Origin of the sequence: Thioclava indica (assembly GCF_000714545.1) — a bacterium.
Lineage (GTDB): Bacteria > Pseudomonadota > Alphaproteobacteria > Rhodobacterales > Rhodobacteraceae > Thioclava > Thioclava indica.
Genome location: NZ_AUNB01000039.1, coordinates 1 through 21045, shown reverse-complemented (window position 1 = coordinate 21045; position 21045 = coordinate 1). Strand labels below are relative to the sequence as shown.

The window sequence follows — 21045 nt, the reverse complement described above, 5'->3', positions numbered from 1 at the left end:
CACCAGATGCCGGGACTGAACACCTAGCCAGCACATCCGCTTCTCCAGTTGACATCTTTGGAACGTTACAATAAAAAAATGGAACGTTCCAATTTTCGTAAAATCTAGGTTTTGGTTGTTTTCGAGCGGAGGAATATCAGGCCTACACCACGAAATTTGGCTGCTGGAGAACACAGACGTCGGCAACGCTTGACCCAAATGCGCCGACACATGAGGGGATCGATCTATGACCGAAATCAAAGTTGCAGTTCTAGGTGCATCGGGCTGGATGGGGAAGGTCCACACAATGGCCTACCAGACATTTCCGCACTTCTTTGGCTGCGAAGGTGGGACCGCGCGAGTCACGGCTTTGGTCGAGGCAAATAAGGATGCGGCAAAGGATCTTGCATTTCGTGCGCCCGGAGCAAAGATCCTTCAGGATTGGAACGCCGCCATTGCCGATCCTGAAACGGACCTTATCGATATCTGCCTGCCCGATAGCCTGCACTATGAGGTGGCCAAGGCCGCCCTACTCGCTGGCAAACACGTCTATTGCGAAAAGCCGCTGGCCGACACCGCGGTTGAGGCGCAAGAATTGGCCAATATAGCGCGCGAAAAGGGCGTCATTACGCGGGTGGGCCATGCTTTTCCGCGCAACCCCGTTCATGACCTCGCCAAGGAAATCATCACCTCGGGCGAAATTGGTGAAATTCAACTGTTTAAGGCGTGTCAGCATATCGACATGTATGGCGACCCGCTCGCACCGTTCATGTGGCGCGCCGATGGCCAACTGGCCCCAACCGGCATTGTCGGAGATACCGGTAGCCATGTGTTCAGCTTCATGGAGTTTCTGGTTGGCAAAGTCAGTTCGCTGATCGCGGACAACTTTATCGTAACGCCCAAACGCCCTGTCGTTCACGGCCTTGCCTACGGGGAACAAACGGTCCTCACGGGCACCGAAGAGTGGCGGGATGTCACCAATCCGGACGGCACAAATATTTTGTGCCGCTTTGAAAATGGGGCGCGGGGGATCGTCGATTTCAGCCGCGTGGCGACAGGCCGAAAGTTCGTTCAGACCTATGAGGTTTACGGCACCAAAGGCAGCCTTCGCTACACCTACGACGAGGTAAACCGCCTGCGTTTCTACACCAACGATGATCGCACAGGGCGTCGCGGTTTTCGCGAAATTGACGTCGGACCCGAGAATGAAACATTCCGCAAATTCTTGCCGCTGCCGAATTTCGCGTTGGGTTATAACGAAAGCAAGATCATCGAAATTGCCGAGGTGATCCGGTCAATCGTAGCGAACCGCCCGATGTGGCCGAACTTTGAAACCGGCCATCACATTTGCCAGATCGTCGATGCGTGCATGGACTCATCGCGCCTGAGGCAATGGGTCGATATCAACTGATCGCCTTCCAACTGACCCGCTAGACACCGGACCACCGACATGCCCCAGCAAATTCCCCAGCCCATCCTCGACGCATTGACCGACGTAGAAATGCCGCGCCTGCGCCCCGAGCCGCCATTTGCGGAATATGCCGATATTGGTGGCTATCGCCTACCGGTGTATCGTTGCGGGACAATCGTGGTTGGCAGCGGTGCCGCAGGACTGCGGGCTGCGGTCGAACTCAAGCGGCGTGACGTCGACGTCGTGATCGTTAGTCAAAGCGCGTGGGGCGGAACCTCTGCGTGTTCAGGGTCGGACAAGCAGACATTACACACTGCGAACACCGCGGATCAGGGCGACAATTTCAAAGAGATGGCCCGCGCCATCCGTTTCGGCGGCGCAATGGATGAAGACACATCTTATGTCGAAGCGGTTGGCTCTGTGCGCGCGATGGCGTCCCTGCAATATCTTGGCCTGCCCCTGCCGCAAGACGCCTTGGGCGGCACGCTGCGCTATCAGACCGATCATGACGAGGTGGGACGCGCCACCAGCTGCGGGCCGCGCACGTCGCGTTTGATGGTCAAGGTGCTGGCGCAAGAGGCGATGCAGCTGGAGGTGCCCTTTTTCAATCAGATGACCGTTGTGCGGATTTTGACAGATGATACCCGTATGTCGGGCGTTCTGGCCGTCAGGTCCAAGGATAAATCTGACAAGAACCCACATGGCTATGTGCTGTTCCAATGCGCCACGCTCGTTCTGGCCGCAGGCGGACCTGGCGAATTGTATCGCGACAGCGTATTTCCCAACAGCTGCTTCGGATCGCTTGGCCTTGCGCTCGAAGCGGGTCTGGAACTCGTCAACATTACAGAAAGCCAGTTTGGGATCAGCACAAGACGCGAGGGGTTCCCATGGAATTTATCCGGCACATATGTGCAGGCAATCCCGCATATCTATTCCGTGGATGATGACGGCGAAGAACATCATTTCCTTGCCGACTATTACCGCACCACACAAGAACTGGCCTCGAACATCTTTCGCAAAGGGTATCAATGGCCCTTCCACGCTACCCGCATGCTGGATTTTCAATCAAGCCTGATCGACCTTGCGATCGTTCGAGAAAACCAGCAAGGCCGTCGCGTTTTCATGGATTTCAATCGCAATCCCCTGCCCGTGCAAGAGGGCGATCTGTTCTGCCTCGAACGACTGGATCCGGATGTTCGGACCTATCTGAGCCAAGCAGGTGCGGATCACGACCTGCCCATTGAACGACTGCGCCACATGAACCCGCTCGCGATAGAACTCTACCGTCGCTACAAGGTCGATATAGCGGCAGAACCATTGGAATTTGCCGTCAACAACCAGCACATGAACGGCGGAATTGCGGTCGACACTTGGGGCCGGACCAATATCGATGGCATCTACGCTATCGGCGAGGCGGCAGGCACCCATGGGGTGACGCGCCCGGGGGGATCGGCGCTGAATTCCGGGCAAGTCTTCGGCACCCGTGTCGCAGAACACATTGCAGCCAGTGGGCAGACGGGTGCTCTGCAAGGCGCAGCGGATTTCGGTCTTGCAAGCCGCCACCTTGATGCCATCGCCCAGATATTGAAGTCCGAAGGTGGCTTGATGGTTCGTGACATCCGGAAAGACGTTCAGGCGCGGATGAGCGACACGGCCGGAATTTTGTGCCGCTCGGATGCGGTCAGTGCTGCGCTAAAAGACGCGCAGAAGCTGAATCGCACCATCACCGCACATGGAATAACCTTTGGTCGCACAGGCGAAGTTGCCCGCGTGCTGCAGTGGCACCAGATGGTGCTTGCCTCACAAGCGGTTCTGGCTGCGTTGGATTTCTACATCCGTCAGGGCGGCGGTAGCCGCGGTGCACGCGCCATTTGTGACTCCAACGGCACAGCCGAGCCGATGTCTGTCCATGGCCCTCTGTCCGAGTTCCGCTTCAGAACAGAGCGCGAAGAAGACAAGACCACGCAAATCCTTGTCCGTATGGTCGCAGATGAAATTGTTATTTCAACCCGCGCGAATCGTGCGTTCAACGAAAACGCCAAGGCCTTTTTCGAGCACGATTGGCCGGCGTGGCTGACGGGCGGAATTTACGATCTAGATGCAACGCAGGTGCAGTCATGATCTCGTTTTTATCAGCCAAGGCCATAGCAATCGGCGAGGCCATGATCGAAATGGCCCCCGTCGGGGACGGGCTTTATCGGCGCGGATACGCGGGTGACACGTTCAATACGGCGTGGCATCTCGCGCGGGCTCTGGGTCGCCGGGGCCAGATCGGTTTTGGCTCGCGGGTAGGACGGGACCAGATCTCGGATGCCTTTGTTCAAGAACTGGCGCAAGATGGGTTGGACGTCAGTTTGATCGCACGTGATGATGCGTTGACGATGGGGCTGTATCTGATCGAACTTGATGGTGTCGAGCGGAGCTTTCACTATTGGCGCAACGCCTCCGCTGCGCGACGACTGGCAGATGATGAAGCTTGGCTGAAACGCGTCATGACCGGACAAGCGCTGATCCATATTTCCGGCATCACCATTGCTATTCTCTCTCCTAAGGCCCGCACGCGATTGGCCCAGGCGCTTGCAGATGCCCGCCTCCACGGGGCGCGCGTGTCCTTTGATCCAAATATCCGGCCACGCCTTTGGTCCTCGGCTCAAGAGATCCGCACAACGATCCCGCAATTCCTTGCGCTGAGCGATATTGCCCTGCCCAGTTTCGATGATGAGCAGGCCAATTTCGGCGATGCTACGCCAAGCGACACGCTTGCGCGCTATGCGGCATACGGAGTAGCTGAAGTCGTTGTCAAGAATGGCGCCACCCCGGTGCTCATCCAGTCCGACGGTCAGCAGACGCAGATTGCAACCGCTCCTGTGTCGGGTATCCGCGACACCACAGGGGCGGGCGATGCGTTCAATGCAGGCTATCTTGCCGCTCGCCTGATCGGCCGCGATCCTGTGACCGCCGTGTCGCATGGCCAAGAAATGTCCGCGCAGGTCCTTCAGCATTCCGGGGCGCGGATTCCCAAAGATCAGGTGCCGCTCATTGTGGCCGGATGATACCCGGCACGACCCCGGTTTCGGAATTTCATCACAGACAGACGCCGAAACCTCATTCGGGTTTCGGCTGCGAGCGAGCACAGATCAATGTTCACCGCATCTCGCTTACACATCATGATCGGTCGAACCTGAACTGGCGCGATATTGCCTGTTAGTGTTCTTGCGCATCACTTTGACTGGATTGGCGGATAGAGAGCGAAACCGTCGTTCGTGATGTCGGCGGCGGGACTTGGCCATTTTCAAGCCAGTTCACAACGGTATTCGCCGCCTGCGCGCCAATACTTGCGATGTCGCAGCGGACCGATGACAAGGCAGGAAACGTTTGGGCGACATCCTCGATGTCATCGAAACCGACGATAAGGAAATCCTGGCCTACTTTGCGCCGGGTCTCGTAACAGCCAGACAGCATGCCAAGGGCGACCAGATCGTTGAAACAAATGGCGGCATCGACGTCGGGGTGTTCTTTGATCAATCGTTTTGCCGCCTCACGGCCAAATGCGCGACTGGCTTTCCCTGTGATTGCGAGGGGCTCCATCCCGACCTCTTTCAGAACCGATAGATACCCGGCTTTGCGCTCTTCGGTGACAGCGCGGCCGTCGAGGCCACCGACAAAAGCCACGCGACGGGCCTTCATATCAATCAAGTGGCGGGTCGCCTCTTCGCTGCCCGAAACATAATCCGGCGCTGTGAAGGGAAACAGACCCAGCCGATCATCCACCTGACGTAACATCTGCATGGCCGGAATGCCCGCGCGCGCAATCGCATCGAATGTCGCGCCCGTATCCCCGTAGGCCGGGCTGATGATGAATGCCGACACGCCATGTTCGATTATCGAATTGACAACCTGGTCTTGCAACACGGCATTTTCATCCGTGTTGGCGATGACGGTGGAATAGCCTTTTTCCGCCAGCGCCATCTGCAGCGAAGTTGCAAATTCGGCAAAGAACGGGTTGCGCAGATCGTTGATGACAAGCCCGATCAGGCCCGCATTCGACATGCGCATATTTGCCGCAGCACGATTGTAGACATAGCCGATCTCGGCCATCGCCTCGCGGACTTCCCCGCGCGTATCTTCCCGCACCGCAGGACTATTGCGCAAGACGAGGCTTACGGTCGACTTGGATACACCCGCTTTGCGTGCAACGTCTATAATGGTCGGTCTACGGTTCATGTTCATTATATCTCCGCCAGACATTACCCGTTGACAATGCAACACCCTGGGTCGCAAATGAAAGAACGTTCCACAGAAATCAGGATTTTACAGCGTTCACAGCAAGATCGAAGCACAGAATCCCGTCCTTGCCACCGACCGCGCCTGCAACCAGCTTTGCTCCCAGTCTCTGGTGGTCTGCATGGTCCTGATAGGCCTGAAGCGTCTCCCAGTCGGAAAAGTCCACAACAAAACCATGCATATAGCCGCGCTCTATCTGTTCAGGGCTCTCGCTTCGGCCTGCGGTGATGCTTAGCAGTCCGGGGATTTTGCCGTCGATTTGATGCAGTTCCTGGAACAATGCGGCGATGTCTGCTTCGCTCAGCTCGGGGCGAAACCGTATCAGGACGATATGACGAACCATATGTTAACCCATTCCATGTTGGGCTTTGATCATGTCTGCGGCCTTTTCACCGATCATGATCGCAGCTGCGTTTGTGTTTGAAGAGATGACTGTCGGCATGATTGAATTGTCGATCACACGCAGGCCCTCAACCCCATTGAATCGCAGAGAGGTATCCACGACCGCACCATCATCGGGCCCCATGCGGCAGGTGCCCACGCAGTGGTGCGAGGTCTTTGAGTGCTGGCAGATAAAATTGAAATAGTCCTGATCTGTCGTCACACTCGGCCCCGGCAAACGTTCGGCGAGAATATATTTCGCGAGCGGTGACTGCGAAAGAATATCTTGCGTAAGCTTCAGCCCCCGGATCGACATTTCGCGATCCAGCGGGTCCTGAAGATAATTTGGATCGATCAGCGGTGCTTTTGAAGGGTTCGCACTTTGCACGCGGACCGTCCCGCGCGACCGTGGCCGCAAGTAGCAGGAGTTGAGCGTTATACCCCCCTGCGGCATGGCCGCGACCCCATGTTCGATGCCCGTACCCAGCCCGAGATGGAACTGTATGTCGGGCGAACGTGCATCCCGATCCGCATACCAGAAACCGCCGGTTTCAAACAGCGACGAGGCAACCGGCCCCTTGCGGCCAAAGATGTATTGTAGCCCGGCAATTACCGCCCAATGGGGCTTTGCGTAGCGGTCATAGCTATAGGGACCGGCAAGTTCGCTGATGCAATACAGGTCGAGGTGATCTTGAAGATTGGCACCGACTTGCGGTTGGTCAAAAATGACGTCGATCCCCAGTGATCCGAGGTGTTCGGCGGGGCCGATGCCAGACAGCTGAAGCAGACGCGGAGACCCGATCGCGCCAGAGGACAAAAGCACCTCGGACTCAGCGTACAGCCGCGTGCCGTCGATCAGTTCCACTCCAGTGGCGCGGCCCTTTACGACGATCAAACGACGCACCTGCGCCCCCAGCTTGACCGTCAGATTCTTGCGATGCCGGTTCGGCGCGACATAGGCCATAGCGGCTGACGAACGGCGCACGTTGCGCTGCGTCAGCTGATAATAACCAACGCCGTCCTGCGTCTCGCCGTTGACGTCCATGTTGCGCGGAATGCCAAGTGCGGCAGCGGCCGCGAAATATGCCTCGCAAACCGGCAAGGGCGCGCGCGGTTCGCTTACGCCAAGCGGGCCACCCTTCCCATGAAACCGATTTTCATAGGTTCCATTATCTTCGGCCTTCCGGAAATAGGGCAATACATCATCGAAACCCCAGCCCTCGCACCCCATCTGCCGCCAATCGTCATAGTCCTGGGCATTGCCCCGCGTGTATATCTGCGCATTGATGGCCGATCCACCGCCAATAACTTTGGCTTGGGTATAGCGAAAGATCTTGTTCTGCATTTGCCTTTGCGGAACCGTTTCCCAACCCCAAGAACCGATGCCCTTGGTCATTTTCGCAAAACCTGCGGGTAGATGATAGAACGGATGGCGATCGCTTCCGCCCGCCTCAAGCAGCAATACCTGCACCGAGGGGTCCTCGGACAGACGCCCGGCAAGAACCGATCCGGCAGAACCTCCGCCGATGATGATGAAATCGTAACCTTTGGGCATTGTGTTGTTTTCCTCAGATCAGCCAACCCATCTCAAAATGGCGATTAAGCGGCCTCGTTATTTGCTTGGATATGTTCAGCGGCCCGGATGGACAGGGCTGCGATGGTCAACGCAGGGTTCACTGCTGCCGATGTCGGCAAAACCGATGCATCTGTGATATACAGGTTGGAATGATCGTGGCTGCGACAGTTTGCATCCACGACACTTGTCACCGGGTCTAGCCCCATTTTGGCCGTCCCGCATTGATGCGATGGCGTTCTCCGATCGAAAGGACGGGCAAGAACGAACGGATATCCGGCTTTGCGCAACACCCGCTTGAGCTTTGCGACCAGCGCCAGATGTGCATCCCAATTGGACCTTTTCCAGTTCAATTTGATCTGGCCATTTTCAAGCGTAACGCGACTTTGCGGGTCCGGCAGATCTTCGGACATCGCGTAAATGTCGAGCGAGTGTCTGGCGACCCAATTTGCCACTGGCCCCGGCAGTGGTGACGAGGCTTGCAGGATCGTGCTAGAAATTTTGCCCAGCATCTGCACATTCCCAAGCGGTTCACCGTTCCGCCCGCCGGTCAGGTAGAAATCATTCAGCATCAGTGTTTTTTGATAGATCGAGTCATTGCGCTTGAAAGGGCGCAGCGCGAGAACAGCCGAGCAATTGTGGTTCATGAAGTTGCGCCCCACCTGATCCGAGCGATTGGCAAGACCCGAAGGATTCGCGTCATTCGCCGAGGCAAGCAACAATGCAGCGCTCTGCACGGCGCCCGCAGCCAAGACCACAGTCGGAGCCAACAGAACCTCACCGCAGGACAGCTCGACGCCGGTGATGCGGTTGCCCTCGCCAGTCAGCAGACGCTGGACGCGTGCATTGGTTCGTAAGGTGACATTTTCATGTTTCAACGCTGCGTTCAGTGCGCCCGTCTCGGCATCCAATTTCCCGCCATTCGTGTCGGGAAAGGCGTCCCAAGGCGTTTTCGCCCGCGACAGCCATCGATCGAGATCCACACCAAGAGGGAGGAAACTCGGGTGGAACCCGACCGATGACAGCCGTTTGCGCAGTTCTGCGATAGCGGGTTCATCCGGGAGCGGCCCAAATGGATAATCGGCCGATCGCGGTGGCTCTGTTGGATCGTCGCCTGCCTTGCCGCGCACCGAATACATCTGCTCGGCCATGCAATAGTAGGGTTCCATCTCTTCGTAGCTTATCGGCCAGCCGGGCGTGGTGCCCCCGATATGCTTTAGCGGCGAGAAATCTTCACGCCGAAAGCGTATAAGGACCGCACCGTAAAACTTGGAATTTCCACCGACGAAATAGTAATTTCCCGGATTGAAGGGGGCCCCGTTGCCGTCCAGCCACTCTTCTTCAGGCCGGTAATGCCCATCTCGAAAAATCGATCCATCATCCCGGTCATGAGCGCTGGCGCGCAGATAATCACCACGTTCGAGGATCAACACCCGCCGCCCGGAGGCCGCAAGAGACGCCGCCATCGTGGCGCCTCCCATGCCTGAGCCAATGATGATGACTTGCGCGTCGCTCATGGTGCGATGCGCTCTTCGGTTTTCGGGTCGAAAACAACAGCCTTATCCATGTTGATTGCAAAATCGAACTCTTGTCCGGCACCAACATTTGCATCTGCACGCATTCGCGCGATGATGTCCTTGCCGCACAGTTCCATGGTGACGAAAGTATCCGCGCCCGCAGGTTCGGTAACGCCAATCCGGTTACGCAAAGACACAATATTCCCTGAATTCCGATCCGCCCCATCCGGATCGGTGATGGATTCCGGCCGGATGCCCAGTAGGATTTCTTTGCCAGCCCATTGTGCCATATTGGCCTGACTGAATTTCAATAACAGATCTGCCCCGTTTGCATCCTTGATCTGCGCGTACGAAGTGCCATCGTGCATCACAACGCGCGATGGCAGGACATTCATCGCCGGGCTGCCCATAAACGTTGCGACATAGACATTTGCCGGCGTGTCGTAGATCTCCTTGGGAGTGCCCAGTTGCTGGACAAAGCCTTGATACATAACCGCGATCCGGGTCGAGAGCGTCATCGCTTCGATCTGGTCGTGGGTGACGTATACAATAGTGGTTTTCAGTTTCTCATGCAGTTTCTTGATCTCGGTGCGCATGTCGACACGTAGTTTGGCGTCGAGGTTGGACAGAGGTTCATCGAACAAAAACACATCAGGATTGCGAACAAGTGCGCGGCCCATGGCAACACGCTGGCGCTGCCCGCCCGACAGTTGCCCCGGCTTACGATCCAGCAGGTTTTCGATCTGCAACAGCTTGGCTACGTCTTTCAATGCCGCGTTGCGTTCCGGTTTGGGCACGCCATGCATTTCAAGACCGAAGGTCATATTCTGGCCGACGGTCATATTGGGGTAAAGCGCGTAGCTCTGGAACACCATCGCGATGTTGCGCTTTGACGGATGAACACCGTTTATCACACGCCCCTTGATCGAGATGTCTCCCGACGTGATGCCTTCCAATCCGGCGATCATGTTGAGAAGTGTGGATTTACCACAACCAGACGGGCCCACCAGGACCAGAAACTCACCTTCTTGAACGTCGATATCTACACGGTGGAGAACTTCGACCGCGCCGTACGACTTGGTGACATTTTGGATATCGAGAAATCCCATGATCTTATCCTTTCACAGAGCCAGCCATCAAGCCGCGCACGAAGTAGCGACCAGCGACGATGTAGACGAGGAGGGTTGGCAGCGCAGCGAGGATCGCCCCTGCAAAATGAACGTTATATTCTTTGACGCCAGTTGATGATTGGACAAGGTTGTTGAGAGCAACAGTCATCGGCTGGATCTGACCACCAAACGAGGCCCCGAACAGGAAATCGTTCCAGATGTTCGTGAATTGCCATATGATGCATACCACCGTTATCGGACCCGAAATGGGCAGCATAATCCGCCAGAAGATACGGAAAAAGCCTGCGCCGTCGATCATCGCGGCTCGCACCAACTCGGTCGGAAACGAAGCGTAATAGTTGCGGTAATAGAGCGTCGAGAATCCAATTCCGTACACGACATGGACAAGAATCAAGCCTGGAATCGACCCCGCGAGACCCAACTTACCCAGAACCGTCGCCATTGGGATCAGCACAATTTGGAATGGAATGAAGCAGGAAAGCAGCAACAGTCCAAAGATGATCTTGTCGCCGCGAAAGCTCCATTTTGTCAAAACATAGCCATTCAGTGCGCCGAGGACCGTTGAGATCGCCACGGCAGGAACCACCATCAAGATGGAGTTGATGAAGTAGGGTTTAAGGCCGGTTGGCTCCACCCCAATCTGTGCTGACGACCACGCTTGCCGCCACGGTTCGATTGTCCAGGTTTTCGGCAAGGACATCATGTTGCCGCCGGTGATCTCGCTAAGAGGCTTAAGTGAGTTCACGACCATGACGAACAGGGGCAGCAGGTAGAACAGCGTGAAAACCAAAAGCGTGACATAGATCAGCATGCGGGTCACACGCCCGGTCCGGATCGCAGTGTCCTGTGTGATAGCAGACATCACTTCACCTCTTTCAGCTCGGCGTAAAGATAAGGGATCATGATTGCCGCGATCGTCATCAACATGATGACCGCTGAGGCGGCACCAACACCCATCTCGTTTCGGGTGAAGGTGTAGGAATACATGAAGGTGGCGGGCAATTCGGTAGAGCGTCCCGGCCCGCCCCCAGTGAGGGCTATGATCAGGTCATAGGACTTGATTGCAAGGTGGCTGAGGATCACAAAGGAAGACAGAAATGCCGGGCGCAATTGCGGAATGATAATGCGCCAATACAGGTTCCAGTTCGACGCACCATCGATTTGCGCGGCCTTGAGAATTTCGTTGTCGATGCCGCGCAGCCCGGCCAGAAACATCGCCATCACGAAGCCAGAAGTCTGCCAAACTGCGGCCAGAACCACGGTATAGATCGCGTATTTGCTATTCTTGATCCAATCGAAGTGAAAGCTGGCCCAGCCCCAAAGATGCATCGTGTGTTCAATGCCGATACCTGGATCGAGCAACCATTTCCACGCGGTCCCCGTGACAATGAAGGACAGCGCCATCGGATACAGAAAGATTGGCCGCAGAACGCCCTCGCCTCTGATTTTCTGATCGAGGAAAATGGCAAGCGTTAGCCCGATGGCGATCGAGATAACGATATACAGAGAGGCGAAGATTGCCAAGTTAGTGATTGCCAGCGTCCAAGCGGGCAGTTGGAAAAGTTTGGTGTAATTCGCCATTCCGACAAGATCGTAGCTGGGCAAGATCTTGCTGTTGGTGAAGGACAGATAAACAGTGTAGACGATGAACCCGTAGACGAAAACCATGATCACGCCCAGCGACGGTGCAAGCACCAGCTTGGGTATCCAGTTCTGCAAACGCGTCCGGAAATCCATTTGGACGGTGGTCGTCATGGCAATTCCTCTCTTTACTCAGTTGGGGGCCCAGGTAGAGGCCAACGGCGACCGTCGGCCTCGTTGTACTCGGGCAAACTTATTGGGCGAGAGCGACGGCTTTGACCAACTCAGCAGCCGCCTGCTTGGCGTCGTACTCGCCATTGAAATTTGCTGTCACCACGTCGTAAATCGCATTTTTTACGGACGCCACATCAGCATGGCCATGTGCCATCGAGCCAAGCAAAGTGCCGTTGGCAGCTGCATCCTTCAGTTGCTGCATCGCCATCTTGCCGCACGCATCAAAGGCTGCATCCGATACGTCGGTGCGGGCAGGAACCGAACCTTTGACCACGTTGAACGACGATTGGAATCCGGGCGACATGATCGCCTTGGCCATCTCGTTCTGCGCAGCTTGTGCCGCAGGATTTTTCAACTTAAACATTGCGAACTGGTCCGAGTTGAAGGTGACGTCGCCCGCAGTCCCCGGCGTGCGGAAGCACATGAAGTCAGTGCCGGGAACCATCTTGGCTCTCAGAAACTCCCCCTTGGCCCAATCACCCATCATCTGGAATGCGGCGTCACCCTTGATTACCATGGCCGATGCAAGGTTCCAGTCGCGCCCTGAAAAGTTCGGGTCCACAAAGCTGTGCAGCGTTTCCATTCTCTTGAATGCCTCGACCATAGTATCCGATCCAAGCGCTGCTGGATCTAGGTCAATGAACGCCTTTTTGTAGAAATCCGGGCCGCCGGTGGACAGAACTACACCGTCAAACATCGTGGCCTCTTGCCAAGGCTGGCCACCCATCGCCAGTGCAATCTTGCCCGAGTCTTTCACCTTTTGCATCGCGGCAATAAATTCGTCCCAGGTCTTGGGTTGTGCTATTCCCAAACCGTCAAGCACTTTCTTGTTTGCCCAGACCCAGTTGGTCGAATGGACGTCAACCGGCGCCGCGACCCAGTGGCCATCGTATTTGGAAAACTCCTGAAGCGCTGTTGGCACCACCGCGTCCCAGTTTCCCTCCTTGGCAACACTATCAAGGTTGGCAAGGACGCCCTGCTTGGCCCAGTCGGTGATATCAAAACCTAGCATCTGCACGGCAGTGGGCGGATTGCCGCTTGTCACACGAGCGCGCAATACGGTCATTGCGGCCTCCCCGCCGCCTCCGGCAACAGGCATGTCTTTCCAACCGATATCTTTCGTCGCAAGATCCTGCTTGAGGACGTTCAGCGCTGCGGCCTCCCCGCCCGATGTCCACCAGTGCAGGACTTCCACATCCTCAGCATGGGCCATACTAGCCGTTGCTGTGAGCGCCATGACGAGAGCCGTCGTCTTTCCAAAGTTACCACGCATTAAGGTCTCCTCCCAATTTAGCGTTGGTCTTGTCTGCATCCCAAGTGTTGGGAATTATGCCATTTTCACCCAAGGAGCTCGGGTGCGCCCGATGCGCATCACGAGTGATTTCACCTCAAGGAATTCCTCATAGCCGTATTTTCCTATCTCGCGGCCCTGTCCGGATTGCTTCATCCCGCCAAAGCTCAATTCGGGGAAGCCATCCATCCATGTATTGGTCCAGACCGTTCCGGCCTCGGCACGGCGGCAAAATTCCAGACAGGTATGAACGTTCTCGCTCCAGACACCCGCGGAAAGGCCGTATGTCGAGTCGTTGGCAAGCGCGATCGCCTCATCCAGACTGCGGAAGGTCAGGACCGTCAGCACAGGACCGAACACCTCTTCACGCACAATTGCCATGTCGGGCGTGACGCCACGGATAACCGTCGGTTCGTAAAACTGACTTCCCAGTCCCGCGACAGACATGTGGTGTCCGCCAAGACAGACCTCGGCACCGGCTGCGACAGCCTCTTTGACGTAGCCGTCGATTTTGGCTTGATGATCGGGAGTGACAATCGCACCGACCTGCGTGTCGGCGTGGAGCGGATTGCCGAACACAACCTTGCGCGAAAGGGCAACGACACGTTCGACAAAGGCATCAGCAATATCTTCATGCACGATGATGCGGCTGGATGAATTGCAGCATTGGCCGACGTTGAAATAGACGCCAAATGTCACCGCATCCGCAGCATTCTCCAGATCGGCGTCTGGGAAGATGACCTGCGGGTTCTTGCCGCCCAGCTCAAGCGCCACTTTTTTTAGGCTATCCCCTGCGGATTTGGTGATCATCTTGCCAACAGCAGTCGAGCCCGTGAAGGTCACCATATCCACGTCCGAATGAGTGGTCATCAAGCTGCCCACGGGATCGCCATATCCCAGAACGATGTTGCACACGCCAGCGGGCAGTCCAGCCTCTTGCAGCAGGTCGCCAAGCATCGCGGTCGTCGAGGGCGTGACTTCGGAGGGTTTGACGACGCAGGTGCAACCGGCCGCCAAGGCAAAGGGCAATTTCTGGCTGAGGATCCAGAAGGGGAAGTTCCACGGCGTGATCACCGAAACTACGCCAATCGGCTCCTTGACCACTACGCCCAGAATATCAGCACCGAGTGTATTATGGCTGTCCCCATGCGCGGTCCTCGCAAGAGACGCCGCATAGCGCCACAGATCGGCGGCCCCATTGCATTCGCCGCGTGCCTGGCTAATCGGCTTGCCACTTTCGAGCGTCTCGATCACCGCAAGGCGCTCGACATTCTGCTCGATGAGGTCGGCGACCTTGTTCAGCACAGCGGCTCGGTCTTTGGCGGGGAGGCGGCTCCACCGGCCATCATCGAATGCCGCGCGCGCGGATTTGATCGCGGCTTCCGTTTCCACCGCAGACCCGAGGGCTGCCTGACTGACAACGATGCCATGTGACGGAGATATCCGCTCAGAGGTCCGCCCATCAGCGCTATCGACATATGTCCCATCAATATAATGGCGCGCCTGATAAGGGGCCTTCAGCATTTCTGTGGTTTGATCGGCGAAGATTGTGAGGTCTGACATGGTTTACTGTCCTGAAAAGTCTGGCTTGCGTTTTTCGCGAAAGGCGGCGACGCCCTCGGCCCGGTCGGAGGTGGATGCGATAGCGGCACTGCCAAGCGCCTCCACCATCGCCCCGCGATCCTCGCCTTGGGCTGCATGGATCATGGATTTGGAGATCTCGACTGCGCGCGGCGAAAGAGCCACCGCGCGGGCCAGAAGAGCCTCTGCCACAGCGCGCGGATCATCGTCAACGGCGGCAGCGAAACCGACTCGAAATGCGCGGTCCGCTTTGATCCGGTTCCCGAACAGGGCCATTTCCTTGACCATCGGTTCGGGCAAAAGGCGCATAAGACGTTGGGTTCCTGACCAACCGGGAACGATCCCTACACCGGCCTCAGGCAATGCCAAAGCAGCGTTGGGGGCCATGACGCGGATGTCACAGGCCGCGGCCAGTTCCAGCCCGCCGCCAAAGGCATGCCCGTTGAGGATGGCAACCGTAGGTTTGGACAAGCGCGCCAGCCGATCAAAAATCCGATGTCCATCGCGCACCCAATGTCGGGCGAATTCGGCAGGGCTTAGATCGCCCCACCCATTGATATCGGCCCCCGTGCAGAACGCTTTGTCGCCTTCCGCAGTGACGATCACAGCCGCAACGGTTGTGTCGCGTTCAATGGCGTCAAGGTGGCTTGCCAATTCGTCGAGCATCTCAACCGTAAAGGCGTTCATCTTTGCGGTGTTGTCCAGTCGAAGTTCGGCCAACGCGCCGTGTCGAAGGAAATGAACGTTACTCATTGTCCCCAACCCATCGGTTCTTGAGACAGCAGGCTTATCGGCAGCGTGATCGCATCGGGTGCGACCGAGACACGTCCGCCCGAGGCATTGACGATGTCGCGCTCGGGATCGATGCCCGGCATGATTTCGGTTGCAACAAGACCGGTCTCGCCCATGCGCATAACGCAGCGCTCGGTGATATAGATCACGTCTTGGCCCAACTCGCGCGCACGTTTGCCCGAAAACGTCACATGCTCGACCGTCTCGACCATCTTGGTAAACTTGCCGGGAGCCGCCACGTTGATCCCTTCGGAGGTCAATTCAATCTGCGCACCTGCTTCGAACCATCCCGAGAAAACGATCTTCTTCGCGCCTGATGTAATGTCGACAAAGCCGCCACAACCTGCGGTCAGATAAGGTTTCTTGCCCAGCTTCGAGACGTTCACATTGCCTTCGACATCGACCTCGAGGAAGGACAGGAACGACACGTCGAAACCGCCGCCCTGAAAGTAGATGAATTGTTGTGGCGAAGGCACGAACGCATCGGCGTTCGAGGCGCAACCAAAGGCAAATCCCGTCAGCGGAATGCCACCTACCGCGCCCTGTTCGACGGCCCATGTCACTGCCTCAGAATGTCCAGCCTCAAGCAAGATGCGCGGGACCATCGCACTGATCCCGAAACCGAGGTTCGCCGCCATGCCGGGGCGAAGTTCCATCGCCGCCCGGCGGGCGATAATCTTTTCGATGCCATATTCAGCCAGCGCAAAACTATCCCATGGCCGCAAGACCTGTCCGGAAATCGCCGGATCATACGGAGTTTCGCAGGTCTGTTTCTGGTCTGGATCAATCACAATCAGATCGACCAGATGCCCGGGCACACGCACGTCATGTGGCCTGAGCGACCCGCGTTTCGTCACCCGGCTGACCTGTGCGATGATAAGACCGCCATGGTTGCGGACGCAAATCGCTTGTTCAAGGCCACCAAGATACGCGCCTTCGTGTTCATATGTCAGATTGCCGTGTTCGTCAGCGGTTGTGGCACGCAAAATCGCAACATTTGGCACAATGTTCGGGAAGTGCAGCCACATATCGTTTTCAAAATCCAGGCGCCTGACGATCGGGGCAGCGGCGGCCTTATCGTTCATCGCACAACCTTCGCGCTGAGGGTCGACAAAAGTGTGAAGCCCTACCTTGGTCAGAACACCCGGACGATTTGCAGCGGCTTCACGCGTCATATCGAACAAAATCCCTGAGGGCACGTTATAGGCGGCAACACGGTTCTCAACGACCATCTTCCAGATTTCTGGCATCGGTTTGGACGAAGGACCAGAGGGATAAGAACCGCCCAGAATACGGGCCAGCAAACCGTCCTTGGCGATGTGATCTACACCTTTAACACCATACATGTCGCCCGCCGCAATAGGATGAATCGTTGTCAGACTGCGTGGATGCCCCTCGGCATCGAAACGATCCCCAATCGCCTTGAGCACGAGATCGGGGCACCCCAGCGCCGAAGACGAGGAGACCGTCACCACCGCACCATCCTGTATACGCGAGGCCGCCATTTGCGGGCTGACGATTTTGCTCATTCTACTACTCCATAACTTATCGTTTGGCAGACGCCTGTTAATGCGGCCTCGCGCACGGCAGTCGCAATCAACAGCGCTTTTGCGCCGTCGGCGCCCGTGGCGGCCGGTACCCCCCGGCCCCGCGTGGCAGCCGTAAACTCGCGAATGACGGCTTCGTAAATTTCTGTCTTGTCGAACAGCACTTCGATCCGACCGGTGCGGTTCACCAAGGTGATCTCGCCCAACGGATCTTGTGCAAAGACACCAATTGCGACAATCGACCCATCGGTGCCGTGCACCTCAATCCCCGATTCAGTGAAAGGATGGGTAAAGCTCTCGTGGCTGAAAACCATCACACCCGAGGGCATGGTCCACACCGACATGACGGAATCCTCGACCCCGTTTCCCATACCGCTTTGGCTCATTTCCGCGACCACTGTGCAAGGGTCTTCTTGCAATAGGAACCGCGCGGTGTCGGCGTTGTGCACCGTCAGGTCCGCGATCGCGCCACCGCCTGCCCGGGGGGCATTCAAACGCCAGTCGCGCAGATGTTCAGGCAGATGAACCGCATGGAATAGCCGCAGTGACAAGACACGACCGACAGCACCAGACGCGATCAATTCCCGGATCTTGCGATGACTACCCGCACAGCGCAGATGGTGGTTCACGGAAAGTGTAACGCCTGCAACTTTTGCGGCGGCAATCATCTCGGCCGACTGCGCGGCGGTCATCGCCAACGGCTTTTCACACAGAACATGTTTGCCAGCCGCAATTGCGGCCATGACCTGCGCAAAGTGCTTTTCATTGGTTGAAGAGATGTAGACTGCCTGAACGGCCTCATCGGCGAGCGCATCAGCGATCGATGTTGTCCATTGGCTAATTTCATGGGTTTTTGCAAATTCCTGGGCGCGATCCGCATTGCCACTCACAACCCAGCCAACCGTGCCCTGCTGCGCGGCGCGTATCGCCGCGATCATGTACTGACTCGCAATTGTGCTAGCGCCAAGTAGTGCCCAATTCACCCACGCATCCTCCATATGGAACGTTCCAATAAGTTACTGGAACGTTCCATATATTGTCAACGGCAAGGTGGAAAGATTCGTCAAACATGGATGATCATGAGACAAGCATATGATTTATTACGAAATAATCAGGGGCCACTCGCGGAAGCAGACCTGATTGCGCCGAATAACGGCAAGCGTCACGCCCGAAGTCTATTGGATTCACAGACGACCGGGCCCCCCTTGCGACTCTGCACGACACTCAGAAAACGGTCTCAAAAAGTCAGTCGATTGCGCCACTCACAAATTCCTTGAGCAGGCTCAGGCGATCTTTCGCCACGGCCGATTTGCGGGCGGTGGTAGTTGCAGGGGTCTCATGTCGACAGGAAGCGAGATCCACGCGGAGGGTGTTGTCACGTTAACTCGCCGAGTTTGCAATTTGGCCTGTCGAGCCAGATCAAAAGCGACCCACGTCGCTTCAGCGCTTCGTTGTAGGATTTCCAGTTCGTCGTGCGGTAGCGGGCAGGGTCAGGATTGCTCATGCTCGCCCTCTTAACCTACCGGATTCGCAGTGTGAATCCTTCCAGAGCTGACTTCTGCAACAACGCCCATCACCAACTTTCGCGCGTTTCTCGCCCGGGTAACGTTCTCTTGACTGAAATGCGCGTGGTGTTCAGGCGTTTCGGGTTGATGTCCGCCGCCCAGTGGTGAGGCTATGGCAAACAGGGAGGACTACATGGCAAATGTGACACGTCGCGGCGTTCTGATGACAAGCGCAGGCGCGCTTATAGGTGGGGCGGCTTTCGCCGAGGAGGGGCAAGCCGCCGACCCATCCTTGATGACTGATGACAATAATGGTTCGGGCGTGGCGTCGCATGACAATCGTATCGATCTGATCCGCGCTGATGCGCCCGAATTGGCAGCTTTGGGTCCGCATGCTGTGGGCGTCCGCACACTGAAAGTGGTGCATCCCAATCAAATAAATGTAGCGAAAATTGCGAAAGAAACCATCAAACCTGGAGCACCGCTGCCGACCTATGATCGCAGCCTGACACTGGAAATTTGGTATCCTGCGACGGGCAAACCGGCTGCGCCTGGCAGTCAAAGCTATCCTGGTGTTTTTATCCGCGACGGCAAAACCCAAGTGACATTACACGGTGCGGCAAGACGCGATGCAGAACCCGATCTGAGCGCAGGGCCATTTCCAGTCATTGTGATTTCGCATGGCTATCCGGGCAATCGCTTCTTAATGAGCGATCTCGGAGAAAACCTCGCGTCCAAAGGATATGTCACCGTCTCGATTGATCACCTCGACAGCACCTATGACAATATGGCGGCGTTTGGATCCACATTGGTCAACCGGCCCTTGGATCAGCTGTTTGTAGTCGATCAGATCGACAAGCTGTCCAAGGACAAAACGTCGTTTTTGTCGGGGTTGGCAGATTCTGATCATACGGGGTTGATTGGCTATTCGATGGGCGGCTACGGAGCGGTGATCGTCGCCGGCGGCGGCGTGACCGAGGCGGCCACGAAGTTGGATTGGGGGGCACCGGCCGATACGCTGCGTGTGCACCTGTCGGGAAGCGCCAGCCACGCGGCGCTGACGGATCCGCGCATCAAGGCTATCTTCGCCTTTGCACCATGGGGGCGTGCCTCAGATTTTTGGGACGCAGACGGGCTGAAATCGGTCAAGACGCCAATTTTCTTTGCGGCGGGTGATCAGGATGACGTGGCCGGCTATAAAGACGGCGTGCGCAAAATCTGGCAAGAGTCGGTCAATGCGAACCGCTATCTGCTGACATTTCACGGCGCCAATCATAACGCAGGTGCCCCCATACCGGCACCGATTGAGGCATGGAAGCCCGCAGAAGGCCTCGATTTCATTCCCGCCGAACATTACATTGATGCGGTGTGGAGCAATGTGCGGATGAACAATATCGCCGAACATTTTACATCAGCCTGGTTTGGGAAAATGCTCAAGGGCGATGAGAGGATGGATGCCTATCTCGATGTGGTTCCAAACTCCGAAGACGGTCTGTATTCCGTGGCGAAAGACGGCACTCATAAAGGCGACTTTAGTTACTGGAATGGGTTTCCGAAGCGGACAGCAAAGGGGCTGAGCTTGGAGCACGCAACGCCTGAGACCTAGGAATAGGTGTCAATGAGCGTTCAAACTGGGTCAGAAGCAGATTTGGTGCAGTTCTGGCATGGCTAACTGAATCGCTCCGAGTTTATCGGAGACCAACAATATAAGTAAGGTTGATGGTTATGACAAAAAGAAAAATGGCAAATCGCTAGGTGTTTGATCCCACGGTTTGATGGTGCGATCCTTTTTCAGGAATGGAAGGAAGCATTATGGGACAAATTCGTCAAGGGAGCGCCACGACCACGCACGCTGTCAGAGCAGCAATACAGCGATCGCAAGCTTCGCTCTCGGCGCTGAGTAAGGAACTCGGCATCAATCCCAAGACAGTAGCCAAATGGCGGAAGCGGGCGACGGTTGAGGATATGAAGACGGGCCCGCAAGAACCGCGCTCTACGGTCCTGACCGAAGCCGAAGAGGCTGCGGTCGTCGCATTTCGGTGTCATACGTTGCTGCCGCTGGATGATTGTCTCTATGCCCTGCAGCCGTCTATCCCGCATCTGACACGATCAGCGCTGCATCGATGCCTACAACGACACGGCATATCACGCCTGCCTGATATCGAGGGTGACAAGCCGAAGCGTCAGAAGTTTAAGCGCCACCCCATCGGGTGGTGTTGTCACGTTAACTCGCCGAGTT

General features: G+C 56.5%; 17 protein-coding genes and 1 pseudogene. 5 read left to right on the top strand and 13 right to left on the bottom strand.

Annotated elements, in window-relative coordinates; all coding sequences use genetic code 11:
• Positions 1-226 precede the first annotated feature (226 nt).
• Genes DT23_RS12025 through DT23_RS12015 form a run of 3 tightly spaced genes read left to right on the top strand, consistent with a single transcriptional unit; the run spans position 227 to position 4443 of the window.
• Positions 227-1390: a Gfo/Idh/MocA family protein gene (locus DT23_RS12025; protein WP_038131561.1), complete on the top strand. Its 1164-nt coding sequence runs from the start codon at positions 227-229 to the stop codon at positions 1388-1390.
• A gap of 39 nt (positions 1391-1429) precedes the next feature.
• Positions 1430-3511, top strand: a complete 2082-nt coding sequence (locus tag DT23_RS12020; protein WP_038131560.1) for an FAD-dependent oxidoreductase — start codon at positions 1430-1432, stop codon at positions 3509-3511.
• Complete coding sequence (locus DT23_RS12015) at positions 3508-4443, top strand: sugar kinase (protein WP_038131558.1); 936 nt, start codon at positions 3508-3510, stop codon at positions 4441-4443. The genes DT23_RS12020 and DT23_RS12015 overlap by 4 nt, the downstream gene beginning before the upstream one ends.
• Positions 4444-4594: 151 nt before the next feature.
• Here the strand turns inward: DT23_RS12015 and DT23_RS12010 are convergent, their stop codons facing one another.
• The 13 genes and pseudogenes from DT23_RS12010 to DT23_RS19530 form a co-directional block, all read right to left on the bottom strand.
• On the bottom strand, positions 4595-5614 hold the full coding sequence (locus DT23_RS12010) for a LacI family DNA-binding transcriptional regulator (RefSeq protein WP_051697259.1): 1020 nt from the start codon (positions 5612-5614) through the stop codon (positions 4595-4597).
• A 79-nt stretch (positions 5615-5693) separates the two neighbouring features.
• Complete coding sequence (locus DT23_RS12005; RefSeq protein WP_038131555.1) at positions 5694-6017, bottom strand: Dabb family protein; 324 nt, start codon at positions 6015-6017, stop codon at positions 5694-5696.
• 3 nt (positions 6018-6020) lie between these two features.
• Positions 6021-7610: a GMC family oxidoreductase gene (locus tag DT23_RS12000; RefSeq protein ID WP_038131553.1), complete on the bottom strand. Its 1590-nt coding sequence runs from the start codon at positions 7608-7610 to the stop codon at positions 6021-6023.
• A gap of 44 nt (positions 7611-7654) precedes the next feature.
• On the bottom strand, positions 7655-9145 hold the full coding sequence (locus DT23_RS11995; protein WP_038131550.1) for a GMC family oxidoreductase: 1491 nt from the start codon (positions 9143-9145) through the stop codon (positions 7655-7657).
• Positions 9142-10254: an ABC transporter ATP-binding protein gene (locus DT23_RS11990; protein WP_038131549.1), complete on the bottom strand. Its 1113-nt coding sequence runs from the start codon at positions 10252-10254 to the stop codon at positions 9142-9144. The genes DT23_RS11995 and DT23_RS11990 overlap by 4 nt, the downstream gene beginning before the upstream one ends.
• 4 nt (positions 10255-10258) lie before the next feature.
• Positions 10259-11137 carry a carbohydrate ABC transporter permease gene (locus DT23_RS11985; RefSeq protein ID WP_038131548.1) on the bottom strand — a complete coding sequence of 293 codons (879 nt, stop codon included), beginning with the start codon at positions 11135-11137 and terminating at the stop codon, positions 10259-10261.
• Positions 11137-12030 (bottom strand): carbohydrate ABC transporter permease, encoded by an 894-nt coding sequence (locus DT23_RS11980; protein WP_038131546.1) that lies wholly within the window; start codon positions 12028-12030, stop codon positions 11137-11139. Before DT23_RS11980 ends, DT23_RS11985 begins: the two co-directional genes overlap by 1 nt.
• 79 nt (positions 12031-12109) lie before the next feature.
• Positions 12110-13363 (bottom strand): ABC transporter substrate-binding protein, encoded by a 1254-nt coding sequence (locus DT23_RS11975; protein ID WP_038131564.1) that lies wholly within the window; start codon positions 13361-13363, stop codon positions 12110-12112.
• A gap of 54 nt (positions 13364-13417) precedes the next feature.
• On the bottom strand, positions 13418-14944 hold the full coding sequence (locus DT23_RS11970) for an aldehyde dehydrogenase family protein (RefSeq protein ID WP_051697257.1): 1527 nt from the start codon (positions 14942-14944) through the stop codon (positions 13418-13420).
• A 3-nt stretch (positions 14945-14947) separates the two neighbouring features.
• Positions 14948-15715: an enoyl-CoA hydratase/isomerase family protein gene (locus DT23_RS11965; RefSeq protein ID WP_038131544.1), complete on the bottom strand. Its 768-nt coding sequence runs from the start codon at positions 15713-15715 to the stop codon at positions 14948-14950.
• Positions 15712-17283 carry an acyl CoA:acetate/3-ketoacid CoA transferase gene (locus DT23_RS11960; RefSeq protein WP_038131543.1) on the bottom strand — a complete coding sequence of 524 codons (1572 nt, stop codon included), beginning with the start codon at positions 17281-17283 and terminating at the stop codon, positions 15712-15714. Before DT23_RS11960 ends, DT23_RS11965 begins: the two co-directional genes overlap by 4 nt.
• A complete protein-coding gene (locus DT23_RS11955) occupies positions 17280-18299 on the bottom strand; it encodes a Gfo/Idh/MocA family protein (protein WP_038131541.1) in 1020 nt (339 codons plus the stop codon). Before DT23_RS11955 ends, DT23_RS11960 begins: the two co-directional genes overlap by 4 nt.
• Before the next feature lie 407 nt (positions 18300-18706).
• Positions 18707-18805, bottom strand: a pseudogene (locus tag DT23_RS19530) (IS5/IS1182 family transposase); the annotation flags it as partial.
• Between the two features lie 194 nt (positions 18806-18999).
• On the opposite strand from DT23_RS19530, the gene DT23_RS11950 reads away from it, so the two are divergent.
• Positions 19000-20412: an alpha/beta hydrolase family protein gene (locus DT23_RS11950; RefSeq protein WP_338064223.1), complete on the top strand. Its 1413-nt coding sequence runs from the start codon at positions 19000-19002 to the stop codon at positions 20410-20412.
• A 206-nt stretch (positions 20413-20618) separates the two neighbouring features.
• Positions 20619-21045: transposase family protein (locus tag DT23_RS19105; RefSeq protein ID WP_476718437.1), on the top strand; the 427-nt coding region annotated here is incomplete at its 3' end.

Coding starts and splice junctions, on each gene's coding strand:
- DT23_RS11975 (WP_038131564.1), bottom strand. CDS start 13,363: ATGCGTGGTAACTTTGGAAAGACGACGGCTCTCGTCATGGCGCTCACA.
- DT23_RS11970 (WP_051697257.1), bottom strand. CDS start 14,944: ATGTCAGACCTCACAATCTTCGCCGATCAAACCACAGAAATGCTGAAG.
- DT23_RS12000 (WP_038131553.1), bottom strand. CDS start 7,610: ATGCCCAAAGGTTACGATTTCATCATCATCGGCGGAGGTTCTGCCGGA.
- DT23_RS11990 (WP_038131549.1), bottom strand. CDS start 10,254: ATGGGATTTCTCGATATCCAAAATGTCACCAAGTCGTACGGCGCGGTC.
- DT23_RS11995 (WP_038131550.1), bottom strand. CDS start 9,145: ATGAGCGACGCGCAAGTCATCATCATTGGCTCAGGCATGGGAGGCGCC.
- DT23_RS11960 (WP_038131543.1), bottom strand. CDS start 17,283: ATGAGCAAAATCGTCAGCCCGCAAATGGCGGCCTCGCGTATACAGGAT.
- DT23_RS11980 (WP_038131546.1), bottom strand. CDS start 12,030: ATGACGACCACCGTCCAAATGGATTTCCGGACGCGTTTGCAGAACTGG.
- DT23_RS12015 (WP_038131558.1), top strand. CDS start 3,508: ATGATCTCGTTTTTATCAGCCAAGGCCATAGCAATCGGCGAGGCCATG.
- DT23_RS12020 (WP_038131560.1), top strand. CDS start 1,430: ATGCCCCAGCAAATTCCCCAGCCCATCCTCGACGCATTGACCGACGTA.
- DT23_RS11955 (WP_038131541.1), bottom strand. CDS start 18,299: ATGGAGGATGCGTGGGTGAATTGGGCACTACTTGGCGCTAGCACAATT.
- DT23_RS11965 (WP_038131544.1), bottom strand. CDS start 15,715: ATGAGTAACGTTCATTTCCTTCGACACGGCGCGTTGGCCGAACTTCGA.
- DT23_RS11985 (WP_038131548.1), bottom strand. CDS start 11,137: ATGTCTGCTATCACACAGGACACTGCGATCCGGACCGGGCGTGTGACC.
- DT23_RS12025 (WP_038131561.1), top strand. CDS start 227: ATGACCGAAATCAAAGTTGCAGTTCTAGGTGCATCGGGCTGGATGGGG.
- DT23_RS11950 (WP_338064223.1), top strand. CDS start 19,000: ATGGCAAATGTGACACGTCGCGGCGTTCTGATGACAAGCGCAGGCGCG.
- DT23_RS12010 (WP_051697259.1), bottom strand. CDS start 5,614: ATGAACCGTAGACCGACCATTATAGACGTTGCACGCAAAGCGGGTGTA.
- DT23_RS12005 (WP_038131555.1), bottom strand. CDS start 6,017: ATGGTTCGTCATATCGTCCTGATACGGTTTCGCCCCGAGCTGAGCGAA.